Source organism: Streptomyces sp. SID14515, from assembly GCF_010548505.1.
Lineage (GTDB): Bacteria > Actinomycetota > Actinomycetes > Streptomycetales > Streptomycetaceae > Streptomyces > Streptomyces caviscabies.
The window spans coordinates 40,227-55,584 of the sequence record NZ_JAAGMH010000128.1; the positions used below are offsets into that span (position 1 = coordinate 40,227).

A 15,358-nucleotide genomic window follows, 5' to 3' on the forward strand; every position below is an offset into this window, starting at 1 on the left:
CGCGGACGGACCAGGCGTCAGGACCATGCCCCACGCTCGCTCAGCACCGTACGCAGCGTCTCGATGTGATCGGTCATGATGCCATCCACGCCGAGGTCCAGGAGCGCCGCCATCCTCTCCGGTTCGTTCACCGTCCAGACGTGCACCTGGAGCCCCAGCGCGTGCGCCGTGCGGACGAAGCGGGCGTCCACCACCGGGATGCCGCCCTGTCGCTCGGGGACCTGGGCGCAGACCGCGCCCGCGCGCAGCGCCGCCGGGATCCCGTACGAACGCAGGCGCAGCGCCAGAACGCCGCGCACCCCGTACGACGTGGCCAGCCGGGGCCCCGCCAGGCGGTGTGCGCGGGCCACCCGGGCCTCCGAGAACGAGCCGACGCAGACCCGGTCCCAGGCGTCGGTGCGGCGGATCAGGTCGAGCAGCGGCTCCAGCGCCGATGCGGCCTTCAGATCCACGTTCCAGCGGGCCCGAGGAAACTCCTCCAGCAGCTCCTCGAAGAGCGGGAGCGGTTCGCTGCCCCCGACCCGGGCCCGGCGCACCTCGCTCCAGGGCAGCTCGGCGATCCGGCCCCGGGCGTCGGTGACCCGGTCCAGCGTCGCGTCGTGGAAGGCGACCAACCGGCCGTCCGCCGTGGTGTGCACATCGGTCTCGAAGTACCGGTAGCCCGCGTCCGACGCCCGGCGGAAGGCGGTCACGGTGTTCTCCACGCCGTCCGCCGCCCCGCCGCGATGGGCGAAGGCGATCGGCGTCGGGTGGTCCAGATAGGGGTGGCTCGGATTCACTGCGGCAGTATGGCCTGCCCGGATGCCGGGGCGGCAACGGGGCCGGAACCGGCGGGCGGCGTGGTGGTGGACGGTCCACCGGAGGCCGGAGCGGCCTCGGCGGGTGCGGGCAGTGCGAACATCCGCAGGAAGAGCTGCGCCAGCGGGCCGATGGCCAGGGCGTACAGCACCGTGCCCGCCCCCACCGAGCCGCCGAGCACGAAGCCGGTCGCCACGACGGCCACTTCGAGTGCCGTGCGGACCAGCCGGATCGAGCGTCCGGTGATGTGGTTCAGGCCGGTCATCAGACCGTCGCGCGGGCCGGGGCCGAACCGGGCCGCGATGTACAGCCCGGTCGCCACCCCGTTGAGCACGATGCCCAGGACCATCACCGGGATCCGGAGTCCGAGGCCCTCCAGATCGCCGACCACGGCGAGCGTCCCGTCCATCGCCAGCCCGACCACGAAGACGTTCGAGACGGTGCCGAGCCCCGGCCGCTGGCGCAGCGGGATCCACAGCAGCAGCACGACCGCGCCGATGATGATCGAGACGACGCCGATCGAGATGCCGGTCAGCTCCGCGAGGCCCTGATGCAGCACGCCCCACGGCTCCAGGCCGAGCTCGGCCCGCACCAGGAGCGCGGAGCTCGCCCCGTACAGGGTGAGTCCGACGTACAGCTGGACCAGCCGCCGGGTGAGATGGGTGGTGCTCCGGCCGGTGGTCCTGGCCACGTTGTGCCCCCTGATGTAGTGGTAGTGGACTGCTTCGTGTCACTCTGTGGCAGGAGACAGGCCACCAACTATGGCCAATTCGAGGAAGGTGGACTGATTTTCATGGCGCAGTGGACATCAACGGTCGGCGCGGCGCAGCTCGCCCGCCAGCTCCGCTCCCAGCAGGCCCGGCCCACCGGCCCCGGCGGCCGTAAGCCGCCCGCCTACCGCGCGCTCGCCGACGGCGTACGGCTGCTCGTCCTGGAGGGCCGGGTCCCGGTCGCCGCCCGGCTCCCCGCCGAACGCGAGCTGGCCCTCGCCCTGTCCGTCAGCCGGACGACCGTCGCGGCCGCCTACGAGGCGCTGCGCGCGGAAGGCTTCCTGGAGTCACGGCGCGGCGCGGGCAGCTGGACCGCCGTACCGGCCGGCAACCCGCTGCCCGCCCGCGGCCTCGAACCGCTGCCGCCGGAGTCGCTCGGCTCGATGATCGACCTGGGCTGCGCGGCCCTGCCCGCGCCCGAGCCCTGGCTGACCCGTGCCGTCCAGGGGGCGCTGGAGGAGCTGCCGCCGTACGCCCACACCCACGGCGACTACCCGGCCGGACTGCCCGCCCTGCGCCAGATGATCGCCGACCGCTACACCGCGCTCGGCGTTCCGACCATGCCCGAGCAGATCATGGTCACCACCGGTGCGATGGGCGCCATCGACGCGATCTGCCACCTCTTCGCGGGCCGCGGCGAACGCATCGCGGTCGAGTCGCCCAGCTACGCCAACATCCTCCAGCTGATGCGCGAGGCGGGCGCCCGCCTGGTCCCGGTCGCGATGGAGGAGGGGCTCGGCGGCTGGGACATGAACCGCTGGCGCCAGGTGCTGCGGGACGCCGCGCCCCGGCTCGCCTATGTGGTCGCCGACTTCCACAACCCCACCGGCGCGCTCGCCGACGAGCAGCAGCGCCGGGATCTGGTGGAGGCGGCCCGGTCCGCCGGCACGGTCCTGGTCGTCGACGAGACCATGAACGAACTCCGCCTGGACACCGATATCGACATGCCGCGCCGGGTCTGCGCCTTCGACCCGGCCGGCAGCACGGTCCTGACCGTCGGCTCGGCCAGCAAGGCCTTCTGGGCGGGTATGCGCATCGGCTGGGTACGCGCCGCCCCGGACGTCATCCGCAGCCTGGTCGCCGCCCGCGCCTACGCCGACATGGGCACCCCCGTCCTCGAACAGCTCGCGATCAACTGGCTCATGGGCACGGGCGGCTGGGAACAGGCCGTCGAGGTAAGGCGGAGCCAGGCGCGGGAGAACCGGGACGCGCTGGTCGCGGCGGTGCGCCGGGAGCTGCCGGACTGGGAGTTCGCCGTGCCGCGCGGCGGTCTGACGCTGTGGGTGCGCACCGGAGGCCTCTCCGGGTCGCGGCTGGCCGTGGCGGGCGAACGCGTCGGCGTCCGGGTGCCCTCGGGCCCCCGCTTCGGGGTCGACGGGGCCTTCGAGGGATACGTACGGTTGCCGTTCACGGTGAGCGGCCCGGTCGCCGACGAAGCGGCCGTACGCCTGGCGGCGGCGGTGGACCTGGTGCGCTCCGGGGCGGGCGTCGGGGCGGACACCCCGCGCAGCTTCGTGGCCTGAGAGCTCGCGGGGAGCGCTTCCGGGGAGCCTTTCGTACGGGAACGGCGGCGGGCGGGGAGCGGACCATCGGGTCCGCTCCCCGCCCGCCGTGCTGCCCGGGTCCGTCCGGCTCAGCTCTCGGCGCCCGCCGGCTGCGCCTTCGCCAGCGGCTCGGACGGCCGGGCCTCGGAGACCATCGCCTCCACCGGAACCGCCTCGGACGGCCGGGCCGCGGTGTCCACCGCCACGGGCACCTGCTCCGTCGCGGGGCCCTCGTCGGCGGGCTCCCGCTCGGGTGCCGTCTCCATCGGGGTGTGCCGGTCGGGCAGCAGGCCGAGGACCGCCTGCCGGTGCGCGTCGCTCGTGGCGTCGTCGTACGGGTCCGGGGTGGCGGGCACCTGGAGCCGCAGGACCGGGCCCGCGCCCAGACGGACGTAGCCGCGGCCCGCGGGCGTCTCGGACGGCGGTGTGGTGTGCGGTTCGACGCCGAGGACGGCTTCGATCTGCTCGTGGGAGGCGGGACCGAGGACGGCGCGGGCGCGGGTGTGGGTCCGCACGGTCTCCGTGAGGGTGTCCAGCGCGTCGAACTGTTCCGCCAGCACGACCGTGACCTGGGCCGCCCGGCCGTGCCGCAGCGGGATCCGGAGCAGTTCCTGCGGGTCGGGCCTGCCGTCGGCCGCCGCGAGATGGCCCAGCACGCCGGGCCGGTCCAGCAGGATCCACAGCGGGCGCCGGATGTCGTCCGGCACCGGGTGACCGTTCTGCCGGGCCCGGTTGGCGGTGATCAGCCGGCGCTCCGTCTCGTGCGCCGCCCACTCCAGCGTGGCCAGCGCCCCGCCGAGCCCGGACTCCACGGCGAGGACGCCGGTGCGCCCGGCGAAGGCGCCGTATTCGCCGGTCCCGCTGCCGTCGACGACGATGACGTCGCCGTTCTGGAGGGCCTGGAGGGCGATCGAGCGGATCAAGGTCGTGGTGCCGCCGCCGGGGTGTCCGACGGCCAGCAGGTGCGGTTCGGTGGAGCGGCCGCCGGTCCGCCAGACCACCGGTGAGGCGTCCACGGTCGTGTCGCCGTCGCGCACGGGGACGGTGCGCGAGACGGCGTCCGGGTCGGTGAAGCCGAGGACCGTCTCGCCCGGCGCGGTGACGAAGCGCTGGGCGGCGATCGTCGTGGGGAGCGCGTCCAGCACGGTCATCACGAGGCGGTTGGCCTCCTCGTCCCAGTCGAAGCGGTATTCGCGGCCCCGGCCGGACTTGGTGTGGAGCAGCTGCTCGATCCGGGAGCGGGCGGCGGCCTCGCCGTCCGTGAAGTACGCGGGGTAGGAGATCTGGAGCCGGGTCAGCCGGCCGTCGTCGTCGAAGACGTACCCGTCGAAGGCCTTCGCCCAGTCGCCGCCGTGGGCGAACAGCGGATCGGGGTCGTCGGCCGTCGAGAAGTACGGTACGAGCGCCTCGTACAGCGACCGCAGGCGCGCGGTCTCCGTCTCGTCGGGCCCGGTCCGCACGGGGGTCCGCTCCCGCCCCTTCCACGCGGCAGCGCCCATCACCGTGATCAGGGCCAGGATCGGCCCGTAGGGGACGAGCGCCACCACCAGCACGCAGGCCGCGCCGAGGAACAGCTTGGGACCACGCCGTTCTTTGGGGGTCGCGACCCACTTCTGCCGGCCGGACACGGCCAGCAGCCGCAGCCCGCGGACCACCGTGATCAGCGGGTGGAGGACATCGGTGGCACTGTCGGCGGCCGTGCGCGCGATCTCTCTGCTGCGAGTGATCGAAGCGCTGCCGCTGCTCAGAATGCGGGGGAGTGGTCGCCGGGCCACGTCGGTCTCCTGAAGGGGTGGGAGCGGTTGCGGAGCGTCAGAACTTGATCCCGCCCAGCAGGCCGGCGAGGCTCGCCCCGCCCGCCGTGATGCTCGGGGCGATGGCGGTGCCGGCCAGGTAGAAGCCGAACAGGGCGCAGACGATGGCGTGGGAGGCCTTGAGCCCGTCCTTCTTGAAGAACAGGAAGACGATGATGGCGAGCAGTACCACGCCCGAGATGGAAAGGATCATGAGCGGTTCTCTCCTGGTTGAAGGGGACAGTCACCATGAGTCCTTCCAGGATCACGGGAAGTATCTATACGACAAAAGGTGCAATCGAGTGAATATCCTGCGCTTTCACTTGACTGGCCCACAGAAGTCGGCTCCCGGGGAGCGGCATCACCTCGTCCGTGCCGGGCAGGATCAGCCGCGGTGATCCCTTGCCGCATCCGGGCCGGGTCATGTCGGCCCGGGAGCAGTACCCTGTCGATTCACTCGTACGGCCCCGTGCCGTACTCCCCACCAGGTCAACCGCGGCGGTGACAGCCGCGGCAGCAGTCAAGGAAGGCGGTCCGTCCGATGAGCGAAATCCCCGATCCCGAGGTGGTCGAGCTGGCGACCAAGGTCTTCGACCTGGCCCGCACCGGCGACACCGAGGCGCTCACCGCGTACGTCGAGGCCGGAGTCCCCGCCAACCTCACCAACGACCGGGGCGACACGCTGCTGATGCTCGCCGCCTACCACGGGCACGCCGCCACGGTCGCCGCCCTCGTCGCCCGCGAGGCCGACCCGGACCGAGCCAACGACCGCGGCCAGACCCCGCTGGCCGGAGCCGTCTTCAAGGGCGAGGACGCCGTCATCGACGCCCTGCTCGCCGCGGGCGCCGACCCGGCCGCCGGAACACCGTCCGCGCTGGACACGGCCCGGATGTTCGGCAAGTCCGACCTGCTGGAACGCTTCGGTGCCCGGTGAGACGCCGGCGGACGCGCTCGTCGACGCGTCCGCCGTGGGCTCCGCTGACCGGTCCGTCGTAAATGTGGTCGCGGTGGCGAAATGGCTGGGTCATCATGACGTCGCGGGCCCGCTCAGGGCCACCGACGAGAGGCAGAGGAAGATGCTCTACACCAGGCGAAAGACGGCGGTCGGCCGATCATGTCACTGCGCGGCGTAGCGGTGTCCCCCGGACACCCCCACGTGCCGAGAGGCACGGGGCACTGCACAGTCCCGGTTGCGTCGACAGCTTGATGTGAGGCTTTCTCCCATGTTCGATCCGTTCATAGCGCCGAGCGGCACCCTGCTCGGCCTGTTGCAGAGGGGCCGTGGCGACGGCACGCTCCACGCGCTCGCCGCACCGCGCCCCGAGGCCCTCGCGGCTCTCAACCACTGCGTCGTGAGCGACCCCCGTCACGACTGGCAGGTGGAGAACCGCTCCCTCTACTACGCGCGTCTCTATCTCGACCTCGACGGCGGTATCGAGGAGATCGAGCGACACCTCGCCGATCCCGACGACCACACCGATACCGACGACTCCCGCACCGGTCTGGCGCTGTCCGTCCTCGGCCACCTCGCCTCCTACGGACGCGACGACGCCCTGGCCCTGCTCCGCCGCTACGCGGCGACCGGCGCCAACTGGGCCTGGGCCCTGGACGAACTCGCCCTGCGCGACGACGACGCCGGTCTGCGCTCCCTCGCGCTGCCCGTCCTCGCCCGCTTCCCGGCCACCGACCAGGGCGCGGCCGACCTCGCCGCCGCCGTACGCGACTCCTTCGAACCGCGCCCCTGGCGGCTGTGGGCCGACGACCCGCGCACAGCGGTCGGCGCCCGGGTCAGGGCCGCCGGCGAACAGGGCTCGTTCGACCGATGGCAACGCCAGATGCGCCCCGGGGGTCCCCGCCCCGGATGGAGCGTCCAGGCCGTCTTCGACTGGGCCCAGCAGGCCCTGGAACGCGGCAGCGAACTGCACGTCCCCGCGGCGCGCTGCCTCTCCGCCGTCGCCGGACCCGACGACCTCCCGCAGATCGTCGAGGCCGCCCGCAGCGGCCCCGAAGGAGCCCGCTGCGCCGCTCTGCACTACCTCGCGGAGGCCGGCGACCCCGCCGTCCTCGACCTCATCGAGGCCGCCGCCATCAGCCCCGCCCGCACGGTCGCCGACACGGCCATCGCCGCCTTCGAGCGGATGACCTGCGACGACGCCGTGCAGCGGGCCCGGCGCTGGGCCCACCGCCCCGATGCCCTCGGCGCCTCGGCCGCCGGAGTGCTCGCCTGCCGAGGCACCGCCCAGGACGCTCCCCAAGTCCTCGGCGCGCTCCGGGAGGCCGTACGCGGCGACGGACCCGACGCCCCTCTGCTGTGGACCCTGGTCGACGGGGCCGGCCGCCTCGGCATCGCCTGCGCCGCCCCCGTACTGCGCCACGTCTACCGCGAGACGTCCTCCTCGCACCTGCGGGGCAGGGCCGCCCGCGCCCTGGCCGCCACCGACCCGACCTTCGCGACCGGGTTCGCGGTGGAGTGCCTCTGGGACTGCGAGGAGACCACCCGGGAGGTGGCCGCCCTGCACGCCGAGACCGGAGACATCCGCGTCGCCGAACGCCTGCGCCGCCTCGCCGCCGACCCGGCCGAGGAGGCCGAGGTCCAGACGGCGGTACGGAGCCGGATCGGGCCGGACGCACCGGCGGTCTGACGAGCGGATCCGGGAGGAGGGCCGTCGTCGGGCCCTCCTCCCGGATCCGCGCCTGCGGGGTCATGGGCGCGGGCACACAATGGCGCCATGACCGGACGCTGGGAGTTCTGGATCGACCGGGGCGGCACCTTCACCGATGTGGTGGGCCGCCGCCCCGACGGCCGTCTGATCACCCGCAAGCTCCTCTCCCGCGACCCCGACCGCTACGACGACGCCGCCGTCGCCGGAATCCGGCTGCTCCTCGGCCTGGACCCCGGGGAACCGGTGCCCGCCGACCGGGTCGCCGCCGTCCGGATGGGCACCACCGTCGCCACCAACGCCCTGCTGGAGCGGCGGGGCGAGCCGACCGTCCTGCTGATCACCGAGGGCTTCCGGGACGCACTGCGGATCGCGTACCAGAACCGGCCCCGGCTCTTCGACCGGCACATCGTCCTGCCCGAGGCAGTCCACGAGCGCGTGATCGAGGTCCCCGAACGCGTCGACGCCCACGGCCGCACCGTACGGTCCCTCGAACTCGGCCCCGTACGCGAACAGTTGCGCGCCGCCCACGCGGACGGTCTGCGCAGCGCCGCCGTCGTCCTGATGCACGGGTACCGCCACCCGGCGCACGAGCGGGCCGTCGCCGACGCGGCCCGTGCGGCGGGCTTCACCCAGGTCAGCAGCTCCCACGAGGTCAGCCCGCTGATCAGGCTCGTCCCCCGCGGCGACACCACGGTTGTCGACGCCTACCTCTCACCCGTCCTGCGCCGGTACGTCGACGAGGTCGCCGCCCGCCTCGACGGGATCCGGCTGATGTTCCTCCAGTCCAACGGCGGCCTGCGCGAAGCCGCCCGGTTCCGCGGCAAGGACGCCGTCCTGTCCGGCCCGGCCGGAGGCGTCGTCGGCATGGTCCGCACCTCGCAGCGGGCCGGGTACGACCGTGTCATCGGGTTCGACATGGGCGGCACCTCCACCGACGTCTCCCACTACGCCGGCGCGTTCGAACGGGAACTGGGCACCGAGGTCGCCGGGGTCCGGATGCGCGCCCCGATGATGAGCATCCACACCGTCGCGGCCGGCGGCGGCTCCGTCCTGCACTTCGACGGCAGCCGCTACCGCGTCGGCCCCGACTCGGCCGGCGCCCACCCCGGCCCCGCCTGCTACCGCCGGGGCGGCCCCCTCGCCGTCACCGACGCCAACGTGCTGCTCGGCCGTGTCCAGCCCGGCTGCTTCCCGGCGGTCTTCGGCGCGGACGGCGACCTTCCCCTCGACGCCGACCACGTACGCGAGCGGTTCACCGCGCTCGCCGACGAGGTGGGGCGCGCCACCGGGCGGCGGCCGGACGAGGCCGAAGTGGCGGCGGGCTTCCTGGAGATCGCCGTGCTCAACATGGCCAACGCCGTCAAGAAGATCTCCGTGCAGCGCGGCCACGACATCACCCGCTACGCGCTGACCGGCTTCGGCGGCGCGGGCGGCCAGCACGTCTGCGCCGTCGCCGACGCCCTCGGCATCGACACGGTCCTCGTTCCCCCGCTGGCCGGAGTGCTCTCCGCGTACGGCATCGGCCTGGCCGACGCCACCGCGATGCGCGAACAGTCGGTGGAGGAGGAGCTCGACGAGGCCGCCCGCGAGCGCGTGGAGCGGCTCTGCGCGGAGCTGGCCGACCGTACCCGCGAAGCCCTGCGCGCCGACGGAGTGCCGGACTCCGCGATCACCGCACAGGCCCGCGTCCTGCTGCGGTACGCCGGGACGGACGCGGCACTGCCGGTGGAGCTGGACACGGAGGCCGCCATGGCCGAGGCGTTCGCCGCCGCCCACCGGACCCGGTTCGGCTTCACGATGGACAAGCCGGTCGTCGTGGAGACGGTGTCGGTGGAAGCGACCGGGGCGACCGGGGCGACCGGGGCGACCGACGGGTTCGCGCCCGCCGCCGGGCCCGGGACCGCAGACGATGCCCCGCCCGATGCCGATACTGGTGCCGATCCGGACGCCGACGCCGGTCCGCGTGGTGCCTCACCCCACCCGGCCGACACCGTGAAGCTGTACGCCGAGGGCCGGTGGCAGCGGGCCCCGCTGTACCGCCGGGCGGACCTGCGCCCCGCCGACACCGTCACCGGGCCCGCCGTCGTCGCCGAGGACGACGCCACCACCGTCGTCGACCCCGGCTGGCGGGCCGAGGCGGCCCCCACCGGACACCTCGTCCTCACCCGCGGCCGCCCCCGGCCCGAACGCACCGCCGTCGGCACCCGGGTGGACCCGGTGATGCTGGAGGTCTTCAACAACCTCTTCATGTCCATCGCCGAGCAGATGGGCGTCCGGCTGGAGAACACCGCCCACTCGGTCAACATCAAGGAGCGCCTCGACTTCTCCTGCGCCCTGTTCGACGCCGAGGGCAACCTGATCGCCAACGCCCCGCACATTCCGGTGCACCTCGGCTCGATGGGCGAGTCGATCAAGGAGGTCCTGCGGCGCAACGAGGGCGACCTCCGTCCCGGCGACGTGTACGCGGTCAACGACCCGTACCACGGCGGCACCCACCTGCCCGACGTCACCGTCATCACCCCCGTGTTCGACCAGGACCGCGGCGACCGGCTGCGCTTCCTGGTCGCCTCGCGCGGTCACCACGCCGAGATCGGCGGCATCACCCCCGGCTCCATGCCCGCCTTCAGCCGGACGATCCACGAGGAGGGCGTGCTCTTCGACAACTGGCTGCTCGTCTGCGACGGCCGGCTGCGCGAGGACGAGACCCGCGCCCTGCTCGCCGCCGCCCCGTACCCCTCCCGCGACCCGGACACCAACCTCGCCGACCTGCGCGCCCAGATCGCCGCCAACGAGAAGGGCATCGCCGAACTGCGGCGCATGGTCGACCAGTTCGGGGCCGACGTCGTGGACGCCTACATGGGCCACGTCCAGGACAACGCCGAGGAGTCCGTACGCCGCATCGTCGCCGGTCTGCGCGACGGGCACTGCCGCTACGAGACCGACAGCGGGGCCGTGATCCAGGTGCGGCTCACCGTGGACCGCGACGCCCGCAGCGCCCACCTCGACTTCACCGGAACCTCGCCCCAGCAGCCCGGCAACGCCAACGCGCCCCGGTCCGTCGTCATGGCCGCCGTCCTCTACGTCTTCCGCACCCTCGTCGGCGAGGACATCCCGCTCAACAGCGGCTGCCTCAAGCCCCTGGAGGTGACCATTCCGGCCGGCTCTATGCTCGACCCCGCCTTCCCGGCGGCGACCGTCGCGGGCAACGTGGAGACCTCCCAGGCGGTCACCGGAGCCCTGTACGGAGCGATCGGCGGCCAGGCCGAGGGCTCCGGCACCATGAACAACCTCACCTTCGGCAACGAGAACGTCCAGTACTACGAGACGATCGCCAGCGGATCCGGAGCAGGAGACGGCTTCGACGGAGCCGACGCCGTACAGACCCATATGACCAACTCGCGGCTCACCGACCCCGAGATCCTGGAGTGGCGGCTGCCGGTCCGCCTGGAGTCCTTCGCCGTACGGGACGACAGCGGGGGAGCGGGGCGGTGGCACGGCGGCGACGGCGTCCAGCGCCGCATCCGCTTCCTGGAACCGGTCACGGTGGCGCTGCTCTCCGGCCACCGCCGCGTCCCGCCGTACGGGGCGGAGGGCGGGGAGCCGGGGGCGCTCGGAGCGCAGCACATCGAGCGGGCCGGGGGCGAGACCGTCCCGCTGGAGGGCTGCGACACCGCCGAACTGGCCGCCGGCGACGTCCTGGTGGTGCGCACGCCGGGCGGCGGAGGATACGGGCCGGCGGCACCCGGGGCGCCCGCTCCGGACCGGTCGCATTAGCGCCGTTTCGACCGTTGTCAGTGCGAGGACCTAATCTGTCCCACGTGACTTCGCCTGCCTACCCGGACCACGCCTCGCCGCAGCTCAGCGCGGGGCCGCGGCCTGCCCCGGGCCCCGCCGCCGACGAGGGGCTCTCGCGGCGGCTGCGCGCGCTCGCGTGCACGGCGCCGCTGCACGACCTCGACGTCCGCAAGGCGAATCTGGCCGGCGAGTACACGGTGTACGCCATGGCGGAGGTCGCCCTCGCCGCGATCGACCACGTCACGCTCAACATGGACTTCGACACCGGGGCCGACCACGACCAGATAGTGGCCAGACTGCTGCCCCGGGTCGGCGCCCAGGCCCCCGACCGCCCCGTCGCCGAGCATGAACGGGTCGCCCGCTGGGTCCTGGAGAACCTGATCAACGTCGGCAGCGTCGACCGCGGCTTCCGCGCGGTCTACGGCACTTTCAACCCCGACGGCGTCTATGTCCGCCGGGACTACGACTTCAAGCTCATCGAAGAGGTCCCGGGCTACGGCGGCACGGTCTACCTCCGCGCCACCGACGAAGCGGTCAACGTCCTGGTCGGCGCGCTGGACACCGATGTCACCAGCGCCCAGATCGCCGCCGAGGTCAAGCTGGAGGTCCTGATCAGCCGGGGCCGCCTCGCGGACGCCCAGCTCGCCGCCGAACAGGCCCGCTACCGCACCGTGCAGTACGCCGAGACCCTGCGCCGCACCCTGGAGGCCACCCGGCGCAACGTCCGCGCCGTCGACTGGCTCCACACCGTCCCGGACATGATCGCCGAGGCCCTGGACCACGTGGCCGACCGCTACCGCCACGAGAACGCGATCCTCACCAACATCCGCAAGGCACGCGACGAGGCCGAGGGCCCCGAGCACAAGCGCCGGGCCGCCGAGCTCGTCGACATCGTCAAGGACTGCATCCGCCGCCACACCCAGCTCCAGTCCCGGCTCCTGGAGGCGGGCCCCCTCTTCCGCGCGGAGCAGGACCGGCAGGCGTTCGCCCCGCCCGCCGCCCACGCGGGCCTCGATCTGTACGGGCAGCTCCTCGCCCCGCTCCTCCCGCTCCCCGTCGAGCAGTCCACCCGGGCCACCGACGCCTTCTTCGCCCACGGCACCGGACTGCGCACCCCCACCGCCGTACGGGTCGGGGACCTGGTCGACATGCTGCTCACCCCGCCCCTGGAGCGCGAGCACCTGGGCGCGGAGATGCCCGAGCCCGACCTGATCGCCACCCCGGACGACAGCCGGTTCAGCGAGGAGCAGCTCGCCCGCGCCATGACCCTGCTCGACCTGGAGCACGACGCCCCGCGCCGGCTCTCCGGACTGCTCGCCGAGGCCCGCCGCACCGGCGACACCGACCTGCCGTACCTGGTCGCCCTGCTCGCCGTCCACGCCGCCAGCCCGCCGGTCGGCACCGCCTACCGCCAGGGCGAGCGCCGCCTGCTGTTCGCCGTGGACGACGGGGCCGAGCTGGACGACCCGGAGTTCGGCGGCGCCGACCTGATCGTGGGCACCGCCCTGCTGGACGCCGTCGGCATGGCCGCCGACCGCAAGGAGGCCTCGTGACCGGCCCCGCCGCTCCCGCCATGATCCGCATCGCCCCGCTGCCTGTCATGACCCGCCCCGCCCGCCCTGCCAGGGCCGGCCGCGCCCTCCCTTCGCACCCGCACCGCTTCCGTACCGAGGAGTCCCAGCCGTGAGCGACCACGACGCCGAGCACCCCGACGCGTGGACCGAGCCCACCGCGTACGCAGGTCCCTCCACGGCCCACGCGGGCGACTCCGCGCACCCGCACGCCGCCGAGCCCGCGGGCCAGACCCCCGTCACCCCGGCCGACGCCGCCGACGCCGCCCGGCTGGTCTCCTTCGGGCTCCAGCCCAAGCTGCTGCCCGCCCGCGACGCCGAATACGCCGACCTGCTGCGGCGCTACCGCGAGGAGAGCGCCTTCGCCCGGCTCGCCGACGCCGTCGCCACCGGCCTCGGCCTCATCGTCCTGGAGGTCTCCCCGCGCGCCGGGATGGCCGTCACCGCGGGCGAGGACTCCGTCTTCGCCGTTCGTATGGGCGACTACGCCCGCCGCGCCTCCTCCGACGCCGCCGACCGCTTCCTCCACGGCCTCGCCCACCTGGCCGTCGCCGCCCTCGCCTTCCCCCGCCCCGAAGACCTCGCCGACGACGCGTACATCGGCCGCATCACGGTCAACGGCGTCGACGCCTTCGTACGCCAGGCCTGCCGACGGCTGGAGGAGCGCGCCGAGGAACAGGGCGACAACACCGACCCGGCCAGCGACGCCCCCGGGCTCGAAGCCGGCTGGCGGATCTACGCCCGCCGCAGCGCCACCGGCGCCACCAAGGACGCCCGCCGGCTCGCCGGATCCACCACCGGCATCATCGGCAAGGCCGTCGCCTTCCTCACCGACTCCGGCTTCCTCCAGCGCACCGGCGACGACGCGGGCGGCGCCTACCGCACCACCGCCCGCTACCAGCTCCAGGTCCGCGACATGGCGGGCAGCGCCGCCATGGCCGAACTGCTGGAGCTCGGCGTCGTCCCCGTCACCGACGGCTCCGCCACCCTGCTGCCGCCGCCCGACCCCGACAGCGTGGAGCTGGCCGCCGACGCGGGTCTGCCCTTCCACTCCTGACCCGACCGACCGTTCCCGACCAGCCCGCACACCCCGCCGCTCCACCCCCGCTCACCGAACGACGAGAGTCCGCCGCCATGTACGAGTTGTCCCGGGTCCGCCTCTACTCCATCGGGCCTGCCGGTGCGCGCTACGCCGACACCGTCCTCGATCTGCGCGGCGTCGGCGCACCCGTCCCCAACCCCGCGCCCGCCCAGGCGGAGTTCTTCGAGGACGAGCCGGTCGGCCCGCCGCGCCGCCCCGCTCCGGCGGGCGTCCTCTTCCTGGAGAACGGCGGCGGCAAGTCCGTCCTGCTCAAGCTGATCTTCTCGGTGATGCTCCCCGGTCACCGCAACACCCTCGGCGGCGCCAGCTCCGGCGTGCTGCGCAAGTTCCTCCTCGCCGACGACTGCGGCCATGTCGCCCTGGAATGGCAGCACACCCTCACCGGTGAGTGCGTCGTCGTCGGCAAGGTCAGCGAGTGGCGCGGCCGCCAGGTCTCCAACGACCCCCGTAAGTTCGCCGAGGCCTGGTATTCGTTCCGCCCCGGCCCCGGGCTCAGCCTGGACAGCCTGCCCGTCGCCGAGTCCTCCGCCGTGGGCCGCACCGCCGAGGGCGTCTCCGGGGCGCGCGGCAGGCGGCGCACCATGAAGGGCTTCCGCGACGCGCTGATGGACGCGGGCAAGTTCTACGCACACCTCGACGTGCACTGGGAAGAGATCCACGACCGCTGGAACGAACACCTCGGCGACCTCGGCCTCGACCCCGAACTCTTCCGCTACCAGCGCGAGATGAACGCCGACGAGGGCGAGGCGGCCGGACTCTTCGCGGTGAAGAAGGACTCCGACTTCACCGACCTGCTGCTCCGCGCCGTCACCGACACCCGTGACACCGACGGACTCGCCGACCTGGTCAGCGGCTTCGGCAACAAACTGGGCCGCCGCGCCGAGCTGACCGCCGAACGCGACTTCACCGCGGGCTCGGTGGACCTGCTCGGCCGGATCGTCGAGGCCACCGACACCCGCGCCCGCGCCCGCGACATCCACGCCGGAGCGGAACGCCGCACCCGAACCCTGGCCCGCCGCCTGACCGTCCGCGCCGCCGAGGAGCGCGGCCGCACCGCCGAGCTGGCCGAGCGGGTCACCGCCGCCGCCCACACCGTCACCGAAGCCGAGTCCGCCCGGGGCCGCCGCGCCCTGATCGCCGCCGAACTGGCCTACCGGCACGCCTCGCTGGCCCTGACCGCCGCCGAGAAGAGCGCCGCCGCCGGACGCAAGGAGCTGGTCGAGGCCCGCACCCTGCACGCCGCCTGGCAGGCCGCCGAAGCCGTCCTGCGCCACCGCGCCGCCGCCGACCGCTCCGCCAGGGTCGCGGTCGCCATCCGCGAG

General features: G+C 73.7%; 11 protein-coding genes and 1 pseudogene. 8 read left to right on the top strand and 4 right to left on the bottom strand.

Features of this window, described 5'->3' with window-relative positions; all coding sequences use genetic code 11:
* Positions 1 to 17: 17 nt before the first annotated feature.
* On the bottom strand, positions 18 to 779 hold the full coding sequence (locus G3I54_RS30565) for a glycerophosphodiester phosphodiesterase (RefSeq protein ID WP_164619292.1): 762 nt from the start codon (positions 777 to 779) through the stop codon (positions 18 to 20).
* The gene (locus tag G3I54_RS30570) at positions 776 to 1,489 is read right to left on the bottom strand and encodes a hypothetical protein (protein WP_164619294.1); all 714 of its coding nucleotides are present in this window, start codon (positions 1,487 to 1,489) and stop codon (positions 776 to 778) included. Before G3I54_RS30570 ends, G3I54_RS30565 begins: the two co-directional genes overlap by 4 nt.
* Before the next feature lie 102 nt (positions 1,490 to 1,591).
* On the opposite strand from G3I54_RS30570, the gene G3I54_RS30575 reads away from it, so the two are divergent.
* Positions 1,592 to 3,091: a PLP-dependent aminotransferase family protein gene (locus G3I54_RS30575; RefSeq protein ID WP_164619296.1), complete on the top strand. Its 1,500-nt coding sequence runs from the start codon at positions 1,592 to 1,594 to the stop codon at positions 3,089 to 3,091.
* A 110-nt stretch (positions 3,092 to 3,201) separates the two neighbouring features.
* Here the strand turns inward: G3I54_RS30575 and G3I54_RS30580 are convergent, their stop codons facing one another.
* Together G3I54_RS30580 and G3I54_RS30585 are read right to left on the bottom strand one after the other, a co-directional pair.
* Positions 3,202 to 4,887 (bottom strand): hypothetical protein, encoded by a 1,686-nt coding sequence (locus tag G3I54_RS30580; RefSeq protein ID WP_164619298.1) that lies wholly within the window; start codon positions 4,885 to 4,887, stop codon positions 3,202 to 3,204.
* Positions 4,888 to 4,924: 37 nt separating this feature from the next.
* The gene (locus G3I54_RS30585; RefSeq protein ID WP_006123109.1) at positions 4,925 to 5,119 is read right to left on the bottom strand and encodes a hypothetical protein; all 195 of its coding nucleotides are present in this window, start codon (positions 5,117 to 5,119) and stop codon (positions 4,925 to 4,927) included.
* Between the two features lie 327 nt (positions 5,120 to 5,446).
* Between G3I54_RS30585 and G3I54_RS30590 the strand changes: the two genes are divergently transcribed.
* From G3I54_RS30590 to G3I54_RS30620, 7 genes and pseudogenes are all read left to right on the top strand, one after another.
* Positions 5,447 to 5,839 (top strand): ankyrin repeat domain-containing protein, encoded by a 393-nt coding sequence (locus G3I54_RS30590; protein ID WP_164619300.1) that lies wholly within the window; start codon positions 5,447 to 5,449, stop codon positions 5,837 to 5,839.
* A gap of 289 nt (positions 5,840 to 6,128) precedes the next feature.
* Positions 6,129 to 7,547, top strand: a complete 1,419-nt coding sequence (locus G3I54_RS30595) for a HEAT repeat domain-containing protein (RefSeq protein WP_164619302.1) — start codon at positions 6,129 to 6,131, stop codon at positions 7,545 to 7,547.
* An 87-nt stretch (positions 7,548 to 7,634) separates the two neighbouring features.
* Positions 7,635 to 11,342 (top strand): hydantoinase B/oxoprolinase family protein, encoded by a 3,708-nt coding sequence (locus G3I54_RS30600; RefSeq protein ID WP_164619304.1) that lies wholly within the window; start codon positions 7,635 to 7,637, stop codon positions 11,340 to 11,342.
* 44 nt (positions 11,343 to 11,386) lie between these two features.
* On the top strand, positions 11,387 to 12,916 hold the full coding sequence (locus G3I54_RS30605; protein WP_164619306.1) for a hypothetical protein: 1,530 nt from the start codon (positions 11,387 to 11,389) through the stop codon (positions 12,914 to 12,916).
* Positions 12,913 to 13,050: a hypothetical protein gene (locus G3I54_RS30610; RefSeq protein ID WP_164619308.1), complete on the top strand. Its 138-nt coding sequence runs from the start codon at positions 12,913 to 12,915 to the stop codon at positions 13,048 to 13,050. The genes G3I54_RS30605 and G3I54_RS30610 overlap by 4 nt, the downstream gene beginning before the upstream one ends.
* Entirely contained in the window at positions 13,047 to 13,991 is a 945-nt protein-coding gene (locus tag G3I54_RS30615; protein WP_164619310.1) for a hypothetical protein, read from the top strand. The genes G3I54_RS30610 and G3I54_RS30615 overlap by 4 nt, the downstream gene beginning before the upstream one ends.
* A 77-nt stretch (positions 13,992 to 14,068) precedes the next feature.
* Positions 14,069 to 15,358, top strand: a pseudogene (locus G3I54_RS30620) (hypothetical protein); the annotation flags it as partial.